This window comes from Acidovorax soli, from assembly GCF_014207955.1.
Classification (GTDB): Bacteria; Pseudomonadota; Gammaproteobacteria; order Burkholderiales; family Burkholderiaceae_C; genus Acidovorax; species Acidovorax soli_A.
The window spans coordinates 108,132-128,361 of record NZ_JACHLK010000011.1; the positions used below are offsets into that span (position 1 = coordinate 108,132).

The following is a 20,230-nucleotide window of genomic DNA, read 5'->3' on the forward strand; positions in this document are numbered from 1 at the left end:
GCCCATGGCACTCGACTTCATCGCCGGCAACGGCCCCCAGTTGCGCAACCCGGCCCACCATGTGGGCAGCATCGGCCACCACGAGCTGCCGGCGATCCTGCGCCTGCTCGCGCAGGCCGACTCGTTCTTCCTGCACCGGATCTTCGGCCTCTACGAGGACCAGACCTTCTCGGCGCAGGAGGTCGAGCAGGCACTGGCGCACCTGGTGCCGCTGCTGGCCAGCCCGCTGGAGAGCGACGACCGCACCCTGCTGCACAAGCTCATCGCGGTGCTGGCCTATGCCAAGGTCACCCAGCAGTCATTGCACGGCGTGGCACTGACCGAATGAATGAGTGAGTGAATGGGTAAGTGAACAAGCGGGCGGGCGGGCAGCCCCGCCCCGCTGAAGCACCCGGCGCGGCGCCCTGCCGCACCTTGGCGCGCGCCCCGGGCCCGGGCGCAACCGGGACGTGACGGAAATCACCGTTCAACCACCCGGCCTCGCGCCACAATACCAGAGCTTTCGATTTTCTGATGCGCCCTTTGCCGGGCGCCTTTTTTCGCCATTTTCAGTTTCCGATCGCACCGGGGGATGGATACTCCTCGCCCTGGATTTTCGCAATCCGTTTTTCTTCCATGGTCGTGGCAACGGGGGGCAGCCACGGTATTTTCACAGGACCGGGCCATCCGCCCGGGGCGAACCGATTCATCCCAACACCGATACCAAAGAGCAGAGAGATAATCCGATGCAAGCCACCCTGGATGCGAACGCACTGGCGCCGACCACGCGCCATGGGCATGTGCCGCTGCGCAGCACCACGGTGGTTTCCGCCACGCGCCCAATGCAGCGCCCCATTTACTTCGGATTATTCTGCCTCGCATTTTTTCTGGCCTGCGCCCTGGCGCGCCTGATTCCCGCCTTTCAGTCGCCGGACGAGGTGGCCCATCTCCTGCGCGCCGACATGATCGGAAACGGCCAATTGCTGCTGGAGAAACCCGCGCCCGGGGCGGCAGGTTATAGCGGCGGCCATACGGACCAGCACCTGGTCTATTTCGCCAGGTGGATGCTCAGGATCGCGGGGGACAGCAAGGAAGGGCTGTCGCCCACCTGGCTCATGGAGCAGGCATCGCAGCATGGGTGGGCCAACGACAGGAAATTCATGGACGTCGCGGGCACGGCCTATTACCTGCCCTTGATCTACCTGCCGCATGCGGTCGGCCTGTCGGTATCGCGCCATCTGGACTGGTCGATGCGCGCCAGCTACGACTTCACGCGCGCGCTGGTGACATTCACGGTGCTGGCCCTGCTGGCCTGGGCCTGGCAGTTGCTGCCCGCCAACCTGTTGGTGCGTGCGCTGGTGCTGATGCCCATGTCGGCCTTCCAGATCCTGTCGCCCACCATCGACGGCCTGTGCATCGCCATGACGCTGGTGCTCGCCGGACTGGCCATCGCGGAGTACCAGGCCGGGTTGCGGGGCGGCAGCGCGCCACCCAGCCGCTGGCGTTTTGCCGCCATCCTGGGCTTCACCTTCGTGCTGGTCACCTCGCGCACCCACCTGCTGCCGCTGCTGGCCCTCCCGCTGTTGCTGCTGTGCCAGCGCTTCTCCTGGGCTCGGCTCGGTGGCTTCGGGCTGCTGTGTGGGGCCAGCCTGGGCTGGACACTGTACGTGCTGCTGACCACGATGGACGGGCGCGTCGAGCGCACGCATTCCACGCTGCAGATCGTGCAGATCTATCTGGCGGACCCGCTGTACTTCCTGGGCCTGGCCGGCAGCACCCTGGCCGATCCGGACAAAGGGCCCTTCCTGGCCCACTCCTTCGTGGGCGTGCTGGGCTGGCTCGACACCTTCATCCCCAAGCCGGCCATGCGCGGCATCTGGGCGGTGCTGGCGCTCATGGCACTGCTGGCAACGGCCTATGCGCAGCGCGAGGAGCGGCCTTACACGGCACTGCGCGCCGTGCTCACGGCCTGCGCCGTCAGCAGCACGCTGCTGGCCTTCTTCGCCCTCGCAGTCACCTGGAACGACTACCCCGTGGCAGCCATTTCGGGCTTGCAGGGCCGCTACTTCATCATGTCGGCCCTGCTGTTCGCGCTGGCCATCGGGCCCCTGGAGCATGAGCGAACGCCGCTGCAGCAGGCCACCGAGTTCGGGCTCGGCTGCGCTGTGGCCGCGTATTTTCTGCTGGTGCTGGCGGTGACCCTGCACAGCCGCTACCAGCTGGCACTCTTTTGAGCCGACATATGCGTTGCAGACAAAGCCGCTAGGATGGGCCTCCCCCATCCTCCTGTCGCCACCCGGCTCCGTCCATGCGCCCTACCCCTGCCGACCACACGCCCCCGCCCCTGGCCACACTGATGGTGGCCACCTGCAATGTGCTCAACCTGGCCAACCCCGGGCGCCTGTTCTACCCCAACCAGGAGGCCTACACCGAGGCCGAGTACGAGCGCAAGATCGACTGGCTGGGCAGCCGGTTTCGCACGCTCAATGCCGATGTGCTGGCGGTGCAGGAGGTCTGGGACGAGGCGGCGCTGAAGGCGGCCATCGCGCACAGCGGGCTGCGCTACGACTTCGTGGCGGTGCCCGGTGCGGAAAACGACGACAAGCGCCACGGCGCCCAGGGCACGCCGCGCGTGGGCATTGCCACGCGCCTCAAGGTGGAGGCGCTGCAGTCGTTCGCGCAGTTTCCACCGGCCTTCCAGGTCGATGTGCCAGGCCTGGGGCTGCACACGCGCTTCGAGCGCCCGCCCCTGGTGGCCACCTTGCGCATGAAGCACGGGCAGCGCGTGAACGTGCTCACGGCGCACCTCAAGTCCAAGCGCCCCAAGTTCCTGCAGGACGCCAATGGGCATGTGCTGGAGGACAAGGACGACCGCAAGGTCGGCGCCCTGGCCTCGCTGCGCTCGCTGGTGATGCGCGGCGCCGAGGCCATGGCCCTGCGCTGCCTGGTGATCGACCTGCTGCAGCGCACCAGCGTGCCGCTGGTGGTGATGGGCGATTTCAACGACACGCCCGACAGCGTGACCACCCAGCTCATCTGCGCCACCACCGAGATCGCCTATGACCGCTCGGCGCGCGACGTGGCGCTGTTCAACGCCTACGACCTGCAGGGCGAGATGGCGCTCAAGAAGGACGTGGCCTTCTCCCACATCCACCAGGGCTCGCCCTCGGTGCTCGACCAGATCCTGGTGAGCGAGGAGTTTCTGCCGCGCGGGCGCAACAGCCTGGGCGATGTGCGCCGGGTGGACTATTTCAACGACCACCTGCACGAGGGCCGCGACCGCACGCGCTCAGACCACGGTTTCGTGCGCGCGCTGCTCAGGCTGCAGATGGAGGAAAAGCACGCGCCTGCGCCAGGCCCGTGACGCCGGGCCGGCGGCACAGCCCGGCACCGCGCCGCATCACCCATTTGCCTTTGCACAGCAGCGCATGGCGGTGCTACATTCCAGCGCGATTCAGAGGAAGCGATCGATGCGTTGGAGAATGATGGTGTTCGTATGCCTGGGCCTGGCGGCCCTGTCTGCGAGCGCGCAGGTGCACCGCTGCAAGCAGGCGGACGGCAAGATGGTCTACAGCGACCAGCCCTGCACCCGCAGCCAGACGGGCGGGGTGATACTGCCCGACCCCAGCGTGCGCGAAGTCGCCTGGGAGCAGGCACGCAACCGGGCGCAGGGCGCGGGCACGCCCAACTCCGCCCCCTGCCGCGCCGCCAAGGAGGAAATGGCCCAGCTCATGGCGTTGCGCACCCTGCCGCCCGAGGAAAAGCGCATTCGCCTGGAAGGGCAGGAGAACCGCGTGGCCGCCGCCTGTGGCACCGTGCCCCCGGGAGCGAACCAGCCCCCGCTGGCCGGCAAGGCGCCCGCCGCCAGCACGCCCGTGGTCATCGTCTACTGCGACGCCGGCCTGTGCCATGACAACAAGGGCGGCGTGCACATGAAGAGCGGGCCGGACTCTGTGGACCCGGCCACCGGCAGGCACTGCGCACGCGTGGCCGGGCAGACGGTCTGTGCGGACAATAACCGGAAGTAGCCAAGGGTCAGGCAAGCCCGGCAGCGGCTTGCTCTGCAACACGGCGTGCCGGCTGACACAAGTGGTAACGAGCCCCCCAGTAAGATGCCGCCCCATGCGCCCCTCCATTTGCCCGGGCGACGAGACGACCATGACATTGCCCTGCGCTCCTACCTCCACGCCGACCCGGCACCCTGACACCCCCGCCAGCCGCTGGCCCACCCGCACCGCGGCGGCCGCCCTGGTGGCCGTGCTGCTGGCGGCCTGCAGCAGCACGCCGCTGCCGCCCTGGCCTTCGTCCGGCGCCGCCGCGCCGCGCCCCAATGCCCCGGCACCGCTGCCGCGCACGCAACCCGGCAAGGTGGTGCCCGCACCGCTCGGCACGGCGGGGCAGCCGCAGCCCCCGTCGGCCCAGCCCGCCGCCACGGGTGCGATTGCCGCGCCGCTGCCACCCGCCGCGCCCATCGTGGGCCGCAACGAGCCCCTTGCGACCCCATCCACACCACCCTACGGCCCGGCCGTGATGGCGCGCTTCCCCGAGCCCCAGGTGCGCTACAGCACGCCGGGCCTGGCGCCCGACCGCCGCGCCTTCACCACCAATGCCGAGCTGGAGCAGTGGCTGCAGTCCGTGGCCCAGGGCTCGGCCGGCGGCCCCTCGCGCGCCAGCGTGCTGCGCCTGGGGGCCTCGCAGCGCGGCGAGCCCCTGCTGGGCCTGCTGCTCACGCGCGCCCAGGGCGATGACCCGGCCAGCCTGGACGCCGGCAAGCGCCCCACCGTGGTCCTGATCGGCCAGCAGCATGGCAACGAGCCAGCCAGCGCCGAGGCCCTGCTGGTGATTGCGCGCGAGCTCGGCCAGGGCCTGCTGGAGCCCCTGCTCCAACGCATCAACGTGATCGTGGTGCCGCGCGCCAACCCCGACGGTGCCCAGGCCGACACGCGGGGCACGGCCAACGGCATCGACATGAACCGCGACCACCTGCTGCTCAAGACGCCCGAGGCCCAGGCCATCGCGCGCCTGGTGCGCGACTACCGCCCCATCCTGGTGGTGGACGCGCACGAGTACACCGTGGCCGGCCGCTACAAGGAAAAGTTCAACGCCGTGCAGCGCTACGACGCGCTGCTGCAGTACACCACCACGGCCAACTACCCCGAGTTTTTGACCAAGGCCTCGCAGGAGTGGTACCACCAGCCCATGGTGGCGGCACTCAAGGCCCAGGGCCTGTCCAGCGAGTGGTACTACACCAATGCCACGGGCGCCGATGACCGCACCCTGTCCATGGGCGGCGTGCAGCCCGATACGGGCCGCAACGTGCACGGCCTGAAGAACACCGTGAGCCTGCTCATCGAGACGCGCGGTGTGGGCATAGGCGCGCTGCACCTGCAGCGCCGCGTGCACACCCAGGTCACGGCCATCACCAGTGCGCTGCGCTCCACCGCCGAGCGCGCCGCCAACCTGGAGCAGGTGCGCAGCTTCGTGGTGCGCGACATCTCGGCCAAGGCCTGCCGCGACAACGTGGTCGTCGAAGCCGGCCCCACACCCATGCAGCGCGAGGTGGTCTTCATCGACCCCGAGACCGGCATGGACCGCGCCATGCGCGTGGACTGGAACTCTTCGCTGAACCTGCGCACCCTCAAATCGCGCGCCCGCCCCTGCGGCTACTGGGTAGCGAGCCAGGCCGCGCCGGTGGTCGAGCGCCTGAAGCTGCTGGGCCTGCAGGTGCTGCGCATCGGCGAAGGCGGCTCGCTGCTGGCCGACACCTACCGCGAGACCGCGCGCGAGACCTCGGAGCGCCGCGACGTGCTGGGCAGCATCGGCGGCGACGCCGACATCCTGCGCGTGCAGGTGGCCCCCGTGCGCGCCGCCATCGACGTGCCTGCGGGCAGCTTCTACGTGCCCCTGAACCAGCCCCTGGCCCACCTGGCCGTGGCCGCGCTGGAGCCCGACACGCAAAACAGCTACTTCGCCAACCGCCTGGTGGAAGACCTGTCGCAGACCGTGCGTGTGATGTCCACGCCCTCGCTGGTGTTCGAAGAGACGGATTGAAATGAAGCCCCCCCTGAGGTGCTTCGCGCCTGGGGGCCACCGCCAGAGTCGGCGGCTCTTCGGGCACGTCCAAGCCTGCGCAGGCAGGCTTGGAGCCGCGGCCCTCTGGTCGTGCGCCCCGGGTGGCGAACTGCACGATAGGTCGCGAAGAAGCCACTGGCGTCGCGGGGCTGCCAGCGAACGGAATCGGCGCCACGGCCCAGGGTTGACCCTGGGCTGATTGCTACAGCCTGTTACCGTAAGATGGGTGGACCCCGCATGCGCAGGCCCGGCCGGGCGCGCGCATGCATCCGACCCCCTTGAACGCGATGCCTGTCGCCACCCGTCCATGACACCCGCACCCGCACCGCAGGAACACCACTTCACCCAGCGCCTGGACCAGGCCCCGGGCCAGTCCGATCTCATCGGCCTGATGGCGCTGATGTTCAATGCCCCGCCTGGCGGCTGGATGGCTGCGCTGACCCAGGTGCGCAGCGAGGCAGGCTCGCTCACAGCCCTGGCCGACCTGCTGGCCGGCACGCCCCAGTTCCAGGGTCGCTTTGCGGGCAAGACCACGCCCACGCAGATCCTCGACACCTTTCTGTCCTTCATCGGCCTGGTGCCGGGCACACAGGCCCATGCCGCAGCAGGCACTGCCGTGCTGGCCCAACTGCAGGCCGGGGCCAGCGTGGGCACGGTCATGGTGCAGGTGCTGCAGTTTTTGCAGACCACCACCGAGCCCCTGTTCCAGCCCGCGCGCCAGTACCTCACCAACATGGTGGAGGTGGCCACCTACCACACGGTGACACTGGGGCTCAAGAGCACCTCGGTGGACGACATGCGCACGCTGCTGGCCAAGGTCACCTCCGACCCGGCGAGCGTGACACAAGCCAAGCAGGCGCTGGACCAGCTGGTGGCACCGCCCGCCCCCAGCCCTTCCGCCCCCCCACCTCCACCGCCACCGCCCGCGCTCACGAGCGCGGACTCGGTGGGCGACATCAACACCAAGATGGGCGCCTACGCAGGCACGGGGGCCACGGCCAATGCCAGCGGCATGACGGCCCAGCAACTTGAAGCCCTGGGCAACCACGCCGCCAAGCTCCAGGCCAATGGCCTCACCGGCCTCACCCTGGATCTGGGCGCAGCGCAGATGACCGACGCCATCAGCGCCGCCCTGCTGGGCAAGGCCAGCGCAGCCAGCGTGGTGGCCACGAATGCCACCTCTGCCGAGGTGGACAGCCTGGTCACGCTGGTGGCGCATATCACGGCGGGCGGCATCACGGGCACCCTGCCCGTCACGCTGGCCCAGTTGGCCGATGTGCGCGGCGCCCTTGCGCCCAAGCTGGCGGCAGGGCTGACCCTGGCCGTCAGCGGCACCGCCGCGGCGAACAGCATCGACCTGACGGGCCTGGCCAACACGGCCACGGCTGCCGGCGGCGCGGACGATGACACCTACATCGTGGACAGCACCACGCACACCATCGTCGAAGCCAGTGGCGGCGGCACGGGCATCGACACGCTGCAAAGCAGTGTCTCCATCACCCTGGCCACCAATGTAGAGGTGCTCAGCCTCACGGGCAGCGGCAACCTCAGCGGCACCGGCCTGGCGGGCAACGACACGCTGCAGGGCAACAGCGGCGACAACCTGCTCTCGGGGGCCGGGGGCAGCGACGCCATCAACGGCGATGCGGGCAACGACACCCTGGATGGCGGCACCGGGGCCGACGCCCTGGTGGGCGGCACCGGCGATGACCGGTATGTGGTGGACGATGCGGGCGATACCGTCACCGAAATCGGCGGCCAGGGCGTGGACACCATCGAGGCGTCCGTCACCTACACGCTGGCCGCCAATGCCGAGGTGCTCAGCCTCACGGGCAGCGGCCATATCAACGGCACGGGCACGGCGGACAACGACACCCTCATCGGCAACAGCGGCAACAACGAGCTGTCGGGTGCAAACGGCCACGACTCGCTGCAGGGCGGCGATGGCAACGACACGCTGCAAGGCGGCGACGGCGATGACACCCTGCTGGGCGGAACAGGGGCCAATGTGTTCGATGGCGGCACGGGCACGAACACCATCATCCTCGATGCGGGCGCCACCTCCAACCGGGTGATCGCAAGCCTCACCGGATCCGGTCTTCAGAACATCAGCAATTTCAACCCCTCGACGGACGTGATCGACGTGGGCCAGGCATTGGGCTTCTCCTTCGAGGTGGACAGCGGGGCCTTCCAGGAAGACGACTACGATGGCGCCGGCACGGTCTTCATCCTGGCCAACGGGAACCAGGAGCTTTGGTTCGACGCGGATGGTGCCAATGGCAGCGCGGCGGTGCAGATCGCCCATTTCGCCGGCGGCGCCGCCATCTCGGCCGCCAACATCGAGCCCGGCAACAACAACCTGACCGGCACCTCAGGCGCCGATTCCTTGATCGGCACCGGCGCCAACAATCTCATCCAGGGCTTGGGGGGCGACGATACGCTGGAGGGCGGGGGTGGCAATGACACCCTGGATGGCGGAACCGGCATAGACTCTCTGGCCGGCGGCACGGGCGATGACCTGTTCGTCGTGGATGATGCCGGCGATGTCGTCACCGAATTCGGCGGCGAGGGCACCGACACCCTCCAGTCGTCCATCACCTACACACTGCCCGGCAACGTGGAGGTGCTCAGCCTCACGGGCAGCGGCAACTTCGACGCCACGGGTACCGTGGGCAACGACACCCTGATCGGCAACAGCGGCAACAACTGGCTCCAGGGGCTGGACGGAAACGACCTGCTGCAGGGCGGCGACGGCGACGACCAGTTGGATCAAAGCGCGGCCACCACGGCGGGGGCCAGCAGGCTGGAAGGCGGCAATGGCAGCGATTCGCTGCTGGGCGGCGCCGCCCGCGACACGCTGGAGGGCGGCGCGGGGCTGGACACCCTTGCAGGCGGGGGAGACGCCGATGAGTTCCTCTTGGGGAGCCTGTCTTTGGCGATGGACACCGACCGGATCACGGATTTCGGCACGGGTGGGGCGGACATGCTCCATATCAACAACCCAGGCTTCGGACTGAGCAACGGAACGCTGACCCCGACCAACTACTATGAGCCGGGTTCAGGCACCTTCACCCAGAACGCCTATGGCGGCAACACGAACCCTGTCTTCATCTTCATCCAGAATCCGGGGGTCGATGGCGGAAAGCTCTATTTCGACCAGGATGGCGAAGGCACGGGGTCCAATGCATTCCTGATCGGCATCATCCAGAACGGGGGCTCACCCGCCACCATGGACCACACCAGCATCGTGCTGGTATAGGCACCGTGCCCGCCTGCTTGGCAGCGCAGGGCAGCCGCCTCCGGGGCCCGGTCTTCAAGCGGGCGCCTGACCCGCCTGTCGGGCCAAGGCCTCGCACAACCGGGCCACGGCGTCGCCCCACTCCCCCGCCCGCTCCTGCCGGAACAGCCGTGCGCTGGGGTACCAGGGGTTGCCTTCGCGCTGGTGCGCCACCCAGTGCCAGCGGGCCTCGTGCGCCAGCAGCACCCACACAGGCTTGCCCAGGGCACCGGCCAGGTGGGCGGTGGCGCTGCAGGCGGTGACCACCAGGTCCAGTCCGGCCATGGCCTGCGCCACGGCATTCCAGTCGGTGAACCCAGAGCCTGCGGGCTCGATGGGCGGCATGCCCGGGGGTGCCCCATGGCCCGGCGGCTGCAATGAGAACCAGGCGATGCCCGGCAGGTCCAGCAGCGGCTGAACCTGGTCCCAGCGCAGGCCGTGCACCGGATCCCGTGCCGTGCCGCTGTCCCAGGCGAGGCCGACACGCAGGCGCCCATCGCCAGGCTGCTGCGGCGTGGCCGTGCGCAGACTGGGCTGCGCTGGCAGCATCTCCAGCGTGGTGATGCCCAGGCGCAGGGGCAGCGAGCCAATGGCTACATGCCTATCGAAAGGCGGCAAGGGCGCATCGGCCCCCAGCACTGCGGCCAGGCCGGGCCAGGCCTGCGCCGCCACCAGGGCCTGGAGCGGCGCGGGCACTTGCAGCAATAGGCGCACGCCCTGGCCCTGCAGGCTGGCGGCCAGGGCCGGTACGAAGCGCAGGAACTGGATCACCTCGCCCGCGCCCTGCTCGGTGTGCACCAGCAGGGTCTTGCCTGGGATGGGTTCGCCCTGCCAGGCAGGCTGGGCGAAGCCTGGCCGACGGGTGGGAAAGCCGCTCCACTGCCAGCGCCATTCGTACTCGGCAAAGCCTTCGGCCAGGTGGCCCGCGGCGAGCAGCGTGGTGGCCTTGTTCCAGTGCACCTGGGCGTCCTGCGGGGCGATGGCCAGGGCGCGGTCGTAGTCCTGCACGGCCTCTTCCAGCCGCTCCATGGCGCGCAGCAGGTTGGCCCGGTTGGCGTACGCGATGGCGCTGGCGGGGTCGAGCGCAATGGCCTGCGCATAGGCCTGCAGCGCTTCTTCACTGCGCCCCAGCCGGCGCAGCAGCGCCCCGCGGTTCACCCAGGGGCCGGGGCGGGCCGGGTCGTGCGTGCTGGCGCGCTCGAAGGCCGAAAGCGCCAGGGGCAGCTGTTGCAGGCCGCGCAGGGCATTGCCCAGCGCGAACTGGGCATCGGCCGTGGCGGGCGCACGCGCCACCATCTGCTGCACGATGAGCGCGGCACGCGCGCCGTCGCCCAGGGCGGCCACGGCGCTGGCCAGGCCGCTGGCCGCACGCAGGCTGTCGGGCAGCAGGTTGAGCGCCGCCTCCAGCGCTTGCGCGGCCGCGGCGTGGCGGCCGCGCTGCAGCAGCAATTCGCCCTGCTCCAGGTACAGGTCGGGGTGGGTCCCGGGCTGCTGCAGGCCCTGCGCCAGCGCCGCCAGGGCATCGTCCCAGCGCTGCTCGCGCCGCGCCAGCAGGGCCAGGGCCAGGTGGTGCAGTGCCTCGCCGGCACCGGCCGCCAGGGCGCGCCGTGCTGCGGCAGCCGCCGGTTCGACCAGGCGGCCGGCCAGGGCCACGCGCACACGGCGCAGCTCCAGCGGCAGGGCGGGCTGGGCGTGGGCGGCGCCCACCGTGTCCAGCCAGGCGAGGGCCTGGGCAAACTCGCGCCGGCCCAGCCATTGCGCCAGGCGCCGGTCCACGGCGAGCAGGGTCATGGGTGCGGGGGGCGATGCAACAGGCTCGGTGGTCATGGGGCAACAGAAGGCAGCAGGGATGGGGTGCCTGCATCGAGCACCTGCGGTGGCAGCGGCGGCGGCGCCTCGGGGCGCCGCCCCTGGGCCAGGTCTTCTAGCAGGCGCGCCAGGCGCGGCACGCAGTGGCGCTGCTGGTCGTAGCTGGCCAGGATGGTGGCGCGCGCGGCGTCGCGCAGGGCTTGCAGTTCGGCGCGGCGCGCCAGCGCATCGGCCAGGGTGGTGGCGATGGCATCCACGTCGAAATAGTCGACCAGCAGGCCGTTGTGGCCGTGGCGGATGAGTTCGCGCACGGGCGCAGTGTCGGAGCCCACGAGCAGGCAACCGGCCGACATGGCCTCGGTCATGGACCATGCCAGCACGAAGGGGATGCTCAGGTAGGCGTGCACCGACGACACCTGCAGCAGCTTCACATGCTCGGCAAATGGCAGCGAGCCCATGAAGTGCGTGCGCAGCGGGTCCAGGCGCACCAGGTCCAGCACATGGTTCTTCCAGCTGCGGCCATCGGCCGGGGCCTTGCCGTAGCTCACGCCTTCGCCCCCGGCGATGACCACGTGGGCGTCGGGCCGCAGGCGCTGCACCCGCTCGGCCGCACGCAGGAACTGGTCGAACCCGCGCTGCGGCTCCAGGTTGCGCGCGACGAAGGTGAGCACCTCGTCCTGCGCGCTGAGCACTCGGCCCGTGGGCAGCAGCAGGCGCGCCCCGGGGTCGGGGCGCACGGTGTCGGTGTCGATGCCGTCGTGCAGCACGCTCATGCGCGCATGGGCGTCTGCCGGGTGCTGGGACTTCTGCCAGGCTGTGGGCGAGAGGCCCCAGTCCATGGCCTCCAGGCTGAGCGACAGGCCGGCATTGCGCGCGCGCAGGTTCATCTCGCGCGCCAGCGAACGCTCGCCGATGAAGCCGTAGTCGCCGCCACGCGAGCGGTAGTAGAACTCGCAGTAGTGCAGCAGCGGCACGGCGGGAAACACCTCCTTGGCGAACAGCGATTCACCCCAGCCGGGGTGGGCCGCGATCACATCGGGGGTGAAGCCCTCGGCCTTGAGCCGCTGCATCACCTCGGCCGCCGCGCGGCCGTGCACCATGAAACTGTCGAAGGCAGAGCCCGGCTGGTCGCCGCCAAAGCCCTCGTAGCGGTTGTGCACGCGGTAGCTGCGGTACTGCACGCCAGGCACGGCATGCACCAGCGGGCGCTTGTGGCTGCCCTCGCCCTGGCGCCGGCCCAGCACCACGATGCGGTGCCCGCCCTGCTGCGCCAGGTGGGCCACGATGTGGCGCCACTGGCCGGGCATGTTCTGGTGGATGAAGAGATAGTTCATGCCGCCCGGTCTGCGCCGCGGGGCGGAAAAAGGTCGGCGGGGAAACGGAGATGGCGGCTGCGAGGCATGGAGGTGGGGGCGGAACGGGAAGTGCCCAGGCAGTCTACCGGGCCCCGCCAGGAAACCACATGTAACAAAATTTTGCCCAATTGCAAGGGGATTGTCCCTTGGCACGGCGGGCCAGGGCTGCGCCCATACTGTGCAGGAGCGCGGCGGGGCTGGCAGGACACCGAGGCAGGCCACACGCCGCTGCCCATGGAGCGCCGTCATGCCCAGCGAAATCGTTCATACCATCGGCTGCACCATCTATCTGGTTTTTGCCCTCCTGTTCCTGTGGATGGGCAGGGTCCCCCGGACCAACGCCGGGCCCGGCTGGTGGGCCGGGGCCATGCTGTTCGCGCTGGCCTCGCGCCTGGCCTACTTTCTGCTGCTCAGCCGCACCGACCTGGCGCTGGCCGTGTTCGTCTACGCCAGCCTGGTCGCGGTGGAAAAGGCGCTGCTGGCCATCGGGCTGGTGGAGTTCCTGGGCCTCCAGGTGCGCCACCGCTGGCTCTGGGCGGCCCTGGCGGCCGCCGAGCTCTGGGTGCTGCTGGCCTGGCTGTCGGACGTGCACCCGGTGGCGCGCAGCCTGGGCCTGGCCTTGTTCAACGCCGGCTTTCTCAGCTTCATCGCCTGGACGGCCTACCAGCGGCGCAACGACGTGCCCAACCACCTGATGCTGCTGACCGCGGTGGTGAGCGCGGCGCTGGTGCTGCACTGGATGTCGGCCTTCGTGATCTTCCAGGCCGTGCCGGGCTGGCGCGTCACCGGTTTCCTGCTGGGCACGTTGCTGGTGCTGGTGCAATACATGTCGCTGCTGGCGGCGGTGCTCATGGATTTTCAGCGGCGCCTGGTGCAGGCCGAGGCGAATGCACTGGACATGGCCTTCCAGGACCCGCTGACCGGGCTGAACAACCAGCGCTACATGAACACCTTGTTCGAGAAGGCGCTGGTGCTGGCCAACCGGCCCCACCAGTCGGCCGCGGTGATCTTCATCGACCTCGACAACTTCAAGCCCATCAACGACCTCGCAGGCCACCATGTAGGTGATGAGGTGCTGCGCACGGTTGCAGGGCGACTCAAAAAGAATACCCGCAGCACGGACATCTGCGCGCGCATCGGCGGCGACGAGTTCGTGGTGATCTGCACCCAGTTGGACCGTGCCGAGCAGGCCGGCGACATCGCCAGCAAGCTGCTCACGGAGCTGATCCAACCCATCACCGTGGAGGAGCGCCATTTTGCGCTGGGCGCCAGCATCGGCATCAGCCTGTACCCGGCGCACGGCGACACGCTGGCCAAGCTGCTGGAATATGCGGACAGCGCCATGTACCAGATCAAGCGCTCGGGCAAGAACGGCTACCAGATCCACCCAGGGGCAGGCGCTGCCGGGGCCGCAGCTGCTGCGGCATAGGGTGCAGGGCAGAATGCGCTCCATGGCCCCTGAAGACTCTGCCCCACCACAACCACCGCTGTACCAGGGCAGTTGCCTGTGCGGCACCGTCCGCTACGAAGCCCGCGCCGAGATCAAGGCGCCATCGCACTGCCACTGCGGCATGTGCCAGAAGGCCCATGGTGCAGCCTTTGGCTCCTATGGCAATGTGCCGGTGGGCAGCTTTGCCTTCACGCACGGGGCCGACCGGGTGAAGCACCGCGAATCATCGCCGGGCGTCACGCGCAGCTTCTGCACGGAATGCGGCTCGCCCCTGACCTGGCACAGCGAGCATGGCGATGCGGCAGCGTGGATGTCGTTCTCGCTGGGCACGCTGGACACGCCGTTCGTGCCGAAGAAGGCGCTGCGCAGCATCCATGAAAATGCGGTACCGGCTTGGCATGGACATGCCGGCGAGCGCGGTAGCTGAACGGCGGCGGCAGGCCGACCCACCACGCCCCATGAATTTCCAGATCCGCCGTGCAGGCGCCAACGATGCCCCGGCCGTGGGCCGCCTGACCCGCGCCGCCTATGCCAGGTGGGTGCCGGTGATCGGGCGCGAGCCCCTGCCGATGAAGGCGGACCACGCCGCCGCAGTCAGAGACCATTGGGTCGATCTGCTGGAGGTCGACGGGGCGCTCGCGGGCCTGATCGAGATGGTGGCGCAACCGCAATGGCTGTTGATCGAGAATCTGGCGGTGGACCCCGCCTTCCAAGGCCGTGGCTGCGCACGCCTTCTGCTCGAACAGGCGCAGCGGATCGCCCTGGCGCAGCAGCTCCAGGGCCTGCGGCTGTACACCAACAAGCAGTTCGCCTCGAATGTGGACCTGTACCTGCACCATGGCTTTGCCGTGGACCGCGAAGAACCCTTCATGGGCGGATTCACCGTCTACATGCGCAAGCCGCTCGCACCCGTCAGCAATCCACCTGTCGCCCCGGCTGCATGAGGCCCCCGGTTCCGTGGCACCATCGCGCCACCGCCAGTGGCCGGTAGACGGCAAGGCCCTGCGGCATCGAAAATAAGTCCAAGAATCCAACAAGGGGGTCACCATGACAAAAACACCAGGTACACAGCCAGGAGCACACCATGCCTGATACCTACAACGGCATAGGCACGTCCTACCTGGGTAGGGCCTGTTAACACTATTTTCAGGGTCGCGAAGGCCCTTGCCGGCGTGCCAATCTAGGCGCGCGATGCCGCGTGTGCCCTTGCACACGCAAGGAGCGCAACGACGAGTGGCGCGCCGGCAAGGGACTTCCCTTCGGGTTGCCCGGCCTGGGGGCCGTCTGCGGCGTTGCCCTCGCTTGCAAGGTGCACACCTTGCTGCGCACGAGCGCCTTGCATCCAGCCCCCAGGCCGGGCAACGCGATCCCTGAAAATAGTGCTAACAGGCCCTGGTGCAAGTTCGAGCAGGACGACTCGTTCGTCACCACCAAGTGGTTCCAGATCGTCGCGCCGATCTTTCCGCTGGGCAGCGTGCGGTTGCGCGACCTGGGCAGCGAGGGCGTGCCTTTTCTCAAGCGCACCACCAACTACGAGTTCATCGAGGATGTGCCGCTCGATGTGATGCAGGTGCTGCGGACCTATGCCTACACCATCTTCATCGTGGCCTGGTTCGGCCACTGGGCCTTTGGCAACAAGCCGCCGCTGATGCGCTTCATCATGATCACGCTGGGCATTCTGCTGCCCTTTGTGCTGCGCTTCCTGTCCAAGCGCATGTCGCAGTAAGCGCCTGGCAGGCGGCCGCGGCGCTCAGCGCCGGGCACGCTTGCGCGGCGCCCCGGCGGCCAAGGGCACGGCCCCCTCGCCCAGCAGCTCCTGCGCCACCTGGGCCACTAGCGTGCGCAGCCAGCGGTGTGCGGGGTCGTCGCGGTAGCGCACATGCCAGCCCATGTGCAGCGGAAAGCGGCCCAGGTCTGCGGGCGCGGGCAGCACCCGAAGCCGCGTGTCGTGCGCCAGGCGCCGGCAGATCAGCTGCGGCAGCGTGGTGCAGTAGTCGGTCATGGCCACCATCTCGGGCACGGCCAGGAAGTGCGTGACCGAGACCGCCACCTCGCGTTTCAGACCCTGGCGCTCCAGCGCCTGGAACAGGCCGGCGCGCAGCCGGCCGGGCGGCAGCACGTTCACATGGCGCAGCTGCTCATACACCTTCTTCGTCAGACGGGTGCCGACCTCGGGGTGGCCGGCGCGCACCATGCAGGCCAGGCCGTCGTCGCCCAGGTGCTGCACAACCAGGTTGTCGGGCGCGTCGACGATGCGGCCCAGCACCAGGGCCGTGGTGCCTGAGACCACGCCGGTCTCGGCCAGGTCGGTGCCGTAGGGCGCCAGGCGCAGGCGCATGCCGGGCGCCTGCTCACGCAGCCGCGCCACGATGGCCGGCATGAGCGCGAATTCCATGTAGCTGTTGGCCGCAATGGTCACCAACTGGTCGGCGCTGGCCGGGTCGAACGCCTGCTGGCCCAGCACGATGCCATCGAGCACCCCCAGGGCCTGCGCAATCTGCGGCGCCAGCGCCAGGGCGCGCGCGGTGGGCTGCATGCCGTAGCGCTCGCGCACGAAGAGCGGGTCTTGCAGCAGCGTGCGCAGGCGCGTGAGCGCATTGGACAGCGCGGGCTGCGTGGTGCCCAGGCGCTCGGCGGCACGGGTGACGCTGCGCTCCTCCATCAGGGCGAGAAAGACAGGGAGCAGGTTGAGGTCGTAACGCATAGATATGCTTTTAACCGTATATCTGGAATCCAGCAAATAAATTGGATGAATTTCACCAGGGCGCGCATCCTTCGTCCTGTGCCAGCCCTGACCCATCCACTTTCGACTTTGCAAGGAACTACCATGACCACCACCGCTACCACCACCGAAACCCTGTTCACCCCCACCCGTGTGGGCGCCATCGAGGTGAAGAACCGCATCGCCATGGCCCCGCTGACCCGTTCACGCGCCGGCATGGACGGCGTGCCCTCGGCCCTGGCCGCGCGCTACTACGCCGAGCGCGCAAGCGCCGGGTTGCTGATCGCCGAGGCCACCAACATCTCGCGCCAGGCGCGCGGCTATGCCTGGACCCCCGGCATCTACACCGATGCCCAGGTGGCCGGCTGGAAGCAGGTGACCAACGCCGTGCACGCGGCCGGTGGCCGCATCGTGCTGCAGCTGTGGCATGTGGGCCGCATGTCGCACACCAGCCTGCAGGAGAACGGCGCTGCGCCCGTGGCACCCTCGGCGCTGCAGGCCGGGGGCAGCGTGTTCACCGAGGCGGGCTTCGAGGCGCCAAGCGCACCGCGCGCGTTGACGCTGGAGGAGATCGCCGCCATCGTCGAGGACTACCGCCAGGCCGCGCTGCGCGCCCAGGCCGCAGGCTTCGATGGCGTGGAGGTGCATGCCGCCAACGGCTACCTGCTGGAGCAGTTCCTGCGCGACAGCACCAACCGGCGCGAGGACCAGTATGGCGGCTCCATCGAGAACCGCGCGCGCCTGACGCTGGAAGTGACCGAGGCCGTGGCCGGTGTGTGGGGCGCGGGCCGCGTGGGGGTGCGCCTGTCACCGTTGTCCACCGCCATCGGCGACACGCCGCTGGACAGCACGCCCATGGAAACCCATGCCTACCTGGCCCAGCGCCTGGGTGCCATGGGCCTGGCCTACCTGCATGTGGTGGAGGGGCAGATGCATGCCGAGGACGGCACCAGCCGCTTCGACAACCAGGCCCTGCGCGCAGCCTTTGGCAAGGGCGGTGCCTACATTGCCAACAACGGCTACGACCGCCAACGCGCCGTGGCGGCCACGGAATCGGGCCATGCCGACATGGTGGCCTTTGGCCGCGACTTCATCGGCAACCCGGACCTGGTGGAGCGGCTGCAGCACCGGCTGCCGCTGTTCAATGCGCCGGCTGCGGGCTACTTTGGCGGTGGGGCCGAGGGCTATACCGAGTTCACGACCGCACAGGCCGCGTGAGCCCCCGGGGCCGTGGTCACGCCCGCAGCGTCGCCATGGTCAGCCGCAGCACCACCGGCCGCACGAAGAGCACGCAGACAAAGGCCACCGGCATGGCCAGGGCATAGGCGCTGAGCACGCGCCCCAGGTAGCCGCTGGACAGGCCGGTGCCCGCACCGACGATCACCGCGCACATCAGAAAGGCCATGATGCCCGCCATGTAGAAGGCAAAGACCACGGGCATGAAGCGCTGGGGGAGCTTCCAGAAAGGTGGGCGTGCAGCAAAGGCTGGGTGTGCGGGTTGGGACATCGGTGAACCGTTGGCAAAGATGGAAGAATGGACGCCACTGTAGAAGCCGCCGCCCCGGCGCGGTAGGCCAGCACAGGCACTTTCAGTGCTAATCTCAACTTATGAATCAGCTCTCTCATTCATAAGCAATGGCTACGTCCAACCTGCGCGGCATCGAAACCTTTGTCCGGGTCGTCGAAGGCGGCAGCATTGCAGCCGCGGCGCGCCAGCTCGGCATCACGGCAGCAGCGGCCAGCCAGAACCTGGCCCGGCTGGAGAAAGATCTGGGCACCCGGCTGCTCACGCGCACCACCCGCTCGCAGGTGCTCACGGCGGCGGGCGAGGCCTACTTTGCCCAGGTGAGCCCCCTGCTCGACGGCCTGGCCCAGGCGCGGACCGAGCTGTCGGCGCTGCAGGGTGCCGTGCAGGGGCGGCTCAAGATCGCCTGCTCGGTGGCTTTTGGCCGGCATGTGGTGGCGCCGCTGGTGCCCGCCTTCATGGCCCGCTACCCGGAAGTGCGGGTGGAAATGGTGATGGCGGACCGCAATGTGGACCATCTCAAGGAAGACGTGGACTGCAGCATCCGCTTTCGCCATGTATTGGAGCCCGGCCTGGTGGCCCGGCGCATCGCCAACGCGCCCATGGTGTTCTGCGCGGCGCCGGCCTACCTGCGCGCGCACGGCCGCCCCAAACGGCCGGAGGACCTGGCACACCACCCCTGCCTGTCCTTCCGCATGCCGTTCGACGGGCGCTTGATGCAGTGGCCGTTCTTGCGCGGCGGCGAGCGCTTTGCGCCGGCCATCCAGACCGCAGCGGTGTGCAATGACATCGACACCCTGGCTGCGCTGGCAGTGGCCGGGGCTGGCGTGACGCGGCTGGGCAGCTTTGTCGCCAACCCCCTCATCGCCGCCGGCCAGCTGGAGCCCCTGTTCATGGCCGGAAGCGGCCGAGCACGCACGCTGGCCGACCCGGAGCCGCTGGAGTTCTTTGCCTGCTTTCGCGACCGCCAGCACCTGCCGGCGCCGGTGCGGGTGTTCGTGGACTTTGTTGCCGAGGCCTTGCAGGACCACCCGCTGCTGCGCGTGCCCGTGTGGCCTTTGGCCAGGGCCTGAACATAGCGAGCAAGGTCTTGCCGCCCTGCCCTGCAGCTAACGCCCAAGGCTGCTACGCTGCCGCTTCCGTCCATTACCGATGAAGCGCGCAAGACCATGATCGACCTGCACTACTGGCCCACTCCCAATGGCTGGAAAATCTCCATCATGCTGGAGGAATGCGGCCTGCCCTACCGCACCCTGCCGGTGAACATCGGCAAGGGCGAGCAGTTCAAGCCCGACTTTCTGGCCATCAGCCCCAACAACCGCATGCCGGCCATCGTGGACCACGAGCCGCCGGGCGGCGGTGCGCCGGTGCCGGTGTTCGAGAGCGGCGCCATCCTGATGTACCTGGCCGAGAAGACCGGCAAATTCTGGTCCACCGACCTGCGCCAGCGCTACGAGCAGATGCAGTGGCTGATGTGGCAGATGGGCGGCCTGGGCCCCATGTCGGGCCAGAACGGGCACTTCAAGAACTATGCGCCCGAGAAGGTGCCCTATGCCATCGACCGCTATGGCAAGGAAGTGAACCGCCTGTACGGTGTGCTCGACGGCCAGCTGGCACGCACGGGCGCGTACGTGGCGGGCGATGCGTATTCGATTGCCGACATGGCCAGCCTGCCGTGGATACGCTCGCACGTGGCCTACGAGATTCCGCTGGAGAACAATTTTCCGCACCTCAAGCGCTGGCACGACACCTTGATGGAGCGCCCCGCCGTGCAGCGCGGCCTGGACCTGCTCAAGGACCTGCGCAAGCCCATGACGGACGAGCAAAAGAAGGTGCTGTTCAACCAGACGGCGGAGAGCGTGCGCGACAGCGCGAAGCAGGCGGCGCAGTGACTTGAGGCTCAAGGCCCGAAAGCAGGACATCCAGGGCCAGCACGGCCCTGAGATTCCGCCCAGCGCTTGTGCGGCGAGAAACTCCGAAAACGAGTCCGTTGTGCGTACCGTCGTCCTCGAACGATGGATTCAAGCCTCGTCGCGATTTC

17 protein-coding genes are annotated in these 20,230 nt (G+C 68.8%); 13 read left to right on the forward strand and 4 right to left on the reverse strand.

Annotated features, from left to right (window positions below; translation table 11 throughout):
• Positions 1–4 precede the first annotated feature (4 nt).
• The 6 genes from HNP48_RS24075 (at position 5) to HNP48_RS24100 (ending at position 9,310) form a co-directional block, all read left to right on the forward strand.
• A complete protein-coding gene (locus HNP48_RS24075) occupies positions 5–328 on the forward strand; it encodes a hypothetical protein (protein WP_184861874.1) in 324 nt (107 codons plus the stop codon).
• 397 nt (positions 329–725) lie between these two features.
• The gene (locus HNP48_RS24080; RefSeq protein ID WP_184861876.1) at positions 726–2,213 is read left to right on the forward strand and encodes a DUF2142 domain-containing protein; all 1,488 of its coding nucleotides are present in this window, start codon (positions 726–728) and stop codon (positions 2,211–2,213) included.
• Positions 2,214–2,287: 74 nt separating this feature from the next.
• A complete protein-coding gene (locus HNP48_RS24085) occupies positions 2,288–3,343 on the forward strand; it encodes an endonuclease/exonuclease/phosphatase family protein (RefSeq protein WP_184861878.1) in 1,056 nt (351 codons plus the stop codon).
• A gap of 106 nt (positions 3,344–3,449) precedes the next feature.
• Positions 3,450–4,007, forward strand: coding sequence for a DUF4124 domain-containing protein (locus tag HNP48_RS24090; protein ID WP_221480327.1), 558 nt, complete (start codon positions 3,450–3,452; stop codon positions 4,005–4,007).
• A gap of 130 nt (positions 4,008–4,137) precedes the next feature.
• Positions 4,138–6,030: a M14 family metallopeptidase gene (locus HNP48_RS24095; RefSeq protein ID WP_184862085.1), complete on the forward strand. Its 1,893-nt coding sequence runs from the start codon at positions 4,138–4,140 to the stop codon at positions 6,028–6,030.
• Positions 6,031–6,358: 328 nt separating this feature from the next.
• Complete coding sequence (locus tag HNP48_RS24100; RefSeq protein ID WP_184861882.1) at positions 6,359–9,310, forward strand: calcium-binding protein; 2,952 nt, start codon at positions 6,359–6,361, stop codon at positions 9,308–9,310.
• A 54-nt stretch (positions 9,311–9,364) separates the two neighbouring features.
• On the opposite strand, the gene HNP48_RS24105 is transcribed toward HNP48_RS24100, so the two are convergent.
• A complete protein-coding gene (locus HNP48_RS24105; protein ID WP_221480328.1) occupies positions 9,365–11,155 on the reverse strand; it encodes a tetratricopeptide repeat protein in 1,791 nt (596 codons plus the stop codon).
• Positions 11,152–12,471 carry a glycosyltransferase gene (locus HNP48_RS24110; RefSeq protein WP_184861886.1) on the reverse strand — a complete coding sequence of 440 codons (1,320 nt, stop codon included), beginning with the start codon at positions 12,469–12,471 and terminating at the stop codon, positions 11,152–11,154. The genes HNP48_RS24105 and HNP48_RS24110 overlap by 4 nt, the downstream gene beginning before the upstream one ends.
• 268 nt (positions 12,472–12,739) lie before the next feature.
• Between HNP48_RS24110 and HNP48_RS24115 the strand changes: the two genes are divergently transcribed.
• From HNP48_RS24115 to HNP48_RS24130, 4 genes are all read left to right on the forward strand, one after another.
• On the forward strand, positions 12,740–13,921 hold the full coding sequence (locus HNP48_RS24115) for a diguanylate cyclase (RefSeq protein WP_184861893.1): 1,182 nt from the start codon (positions 12,740–12,742) through the stop codon (positions 13,919–13,921).
• 22 nt (positions 13,922–13,943) lie between these two features.
• Positions 13,944–14,369, forward strand: a complete 426-nt coding sequence (locus HNP48_RS24120; protein ID WP_184861894.1) for a GFA family protein — start codon at positions 13,944–13,946, stop codon at positions 14,367–14,369.
• Positions 14,370–14,400: 31 nt separating this feature from the next.
• Positions 14,401–14,886 carry a GNAT family N-acetyltransferase gene (locus HNP48_RS24125; RefSeq protein WP_184861895.1) on the forward strand — a complete coding sequence of 162 codons (486 nt, stop codon included), beginning with the start codon at positions 14,401–14,403 and terminating at the stop codon, positions 14,884–14,886.
• Between the two features lie 374 nt (positions 14,887–15,260).
• Positions 15,261–15,668 carry a hypothetical protein gene (locus tag HNP48_RS24130; RefSeq protein WP_184861896.1) on the forward strand — a complete coding sequence of 136 codons (408 nt, stop codon included), beginning with the start codon at positions 15,261–15,263 and terminating at the stop codon, positions 15,666–15,668.
• Positions 15,669–15,692: 24 nt separating this feature from the next.
• Here HNP48_RS24130 and HNP48_RS24135 read toward each other — a convergent pair whose 3' ends face one another.
• Complete coding sequence (locus tag HNP48_RS24135; RefSeq protein WP_184861897.1) at positions 15,693–16,646, reverse strand: LysR family transcriptional regulator; 954 nt, start codon at positions 16,644–16,646, stop codon at positions 15,693–15,695.
• A gap of 123 nt (positions 16,647–16,769) precedes the next feature.
• Between HNP48_RS24135 and HNP48_RS24140 the strand changes: the two genes are divergently transcribed.
• Positions 16,770–17,882 carry an alkene reductase gene (locus HNP48_RS24140; RefSeq protein ID WP_221480329.1) on the forward strand — a complete coding sequence of 371 codons (1,113 nt, stop codon included), beginning with the start codon at positions 16,770–16,772 and terminating at the stop codon, positions 17,880–17,882.
• A gap of 16 nt (positions 17,883–17,898) precedes the next feature.
• Here HNP48_RS24140 and HNP48_RS24145 read toward each other — a convergent pair whose 3' ends face one another.
• Positions 17,899–18,171 carry a DUF2798 domain-containing protein gene (locus HNP48_RS24145; RefSeq protein WP_184861899.1) on the reverse strand — a complete coding sequence of 91 codons (273 nt, stop codon included), beginning with the start codon at positions 18,169–18,171 and terminating at the stop codon, positions 17,899–17,901.
• Between the two features lie 128 nt (positions 18,172–18,299).
• Between HNP48_RS24145 and HNP48_RS24150 the strand changes: the two genes are divergently transcribed.
• The gene (locus tag HNP48_RS24150) at positions 18,300–19,262 is read left to right on the forward strand and encodes a LysR family transcriptional regulator (RefSeq protein ID WP_184861901.1); all 963 of its coding nucleotides are present in this window, start codon (positions 18,300–18,302) and stop codon (positions 19,260–19,262) included.
• Between the two features lie 96 nt (positions 19,263–19,358).
• A complete protein-coding gene (locus tag HNP48_RS24155; RefSeq protein ID WP_184861903.1) occupies positions 19,359–20,081 on the forward strand; it encodes a glutathione binding-like protein in 723 nt (240 codons plus the stop codon).
• The last annotated feature ends 149 nt before the right edge of the window (positions 20,082–20,230 follow it).

Excerpts from the sequence above, each read along its gene's own strand:
- HNP48_RS24075 (WP_184861874.1), top strand. The coding sequence starts at position 5 with ATGGCACTCGACTTCATCGCCGGCAACGGCCCCCAGTTGCGCAACCCG.
- HNP48_RS24080 (WP_184861876.1), top strand. The coding sequence starts at position 726 with ATGCAAGCCACCCTGGATGCGAACGCACTGGCGCCGACCACGCGCCAT.
- HNP48_RS24085 (WP_184861878.1), top strand. The coding sequence starts at position 2,288 with ATGCGCCCTACCCCTGCCGACCACACGCCCCCGCCCCTGGCCACACTG.
- HNP48_RS24090 (WP_221480327.1), top strand. The coding sequence starts at position 3,450 with ATGCGTTGGAGAATGATGGTGTTCGTATGCCTGGGCCTGGCGGCCCTG.
- HNP48_RS24095 (WP_184862085.1), top strand. The coding sequence starts at position 4,138 with ATGACATTGCCCTGCGCTCCTACCTCCACGCCGACCCGGCACCCTGAC.
- HNP48_RS24100 (WP_184861882.1), top strand. The coding sequence starts at position 6,359 with ATGACACCCGCACCCGCACCGCAGGAACACCACTTCACCCAGCGCCTG.
- HNP48_RS24105 (WP_221480328.1), bottom strand. The coding sequence starts at position 11,155 with ATGACCACCGAGCCTGTTGCATCGCCCCCCGCACCCATGACCCTGCTC.
- HNP48_RS24110 (WP_184861886.1), bottom strand. The coding sequence starts at position 12,471 with ATGAACTATCTCTTCATCCACCAGAACATGCCCGGCCAGTGGCGCCAC.
- HNP48_RS24115 (WP_184861893.1), top strand. The coding sequence starts at position 12,740 with ATGCCCAGCGAAATCGTTCATACCATCGGCTGCACCATCTATCTGGTT.
- HNP48_RS24120 (WP_184861894.1), top strand. The coding sequence starts at position 13,944 with ATGGCCCCTGAAGACTCTGCCCCACCACAACCACCGCTGTACCAGGGC.
- HNP48_RS24125 (WP_184861895.1), top strand. The coding sequence starts at position 14,401 with ATGAATTTCCAGATCCGCCGTGCAGGCGCCAACGATGCCCCGGCCGTG.
- HNP48_RS24135 (WP_184861897.1), bottom strand. The coding sequence starts at position 16,646 with ATGCGTTACGACCTCAACCTGCTCCCTGTCTTTCTCGCCCTGATGGAG.
- HNP48_RS24140 (WP_221480329.1), top strand. The coding sequence starts at position 16,770 with ATGACCACCACCGCTACCACCACCGAAACCCTGTTCACCCCCACCCGT.
- HNP48_RS24145 (WP_184861899.1), bottom strand. The coding sequence starts at position 18,171 with ATGTCCCAACCCGCACACCCAGCCTTTGCTGCACGCCCACCTTTCTGG.
- HNP48_RS24150 (WP_184861901.1), top strand. The coding sequence starts at position 18,300 with ATGGCTACGTCCAACCTGCGCGGCATCGAAACCTTTGTCCGGGTCGTC.
- HNP48_RS24155 (WP_184861903.1), top strand. The coding sequence starts at position 19,359 with ATGATCGACCTGCACTACTGGCCCACTCCCAATGGCTGGAAAATCTCC.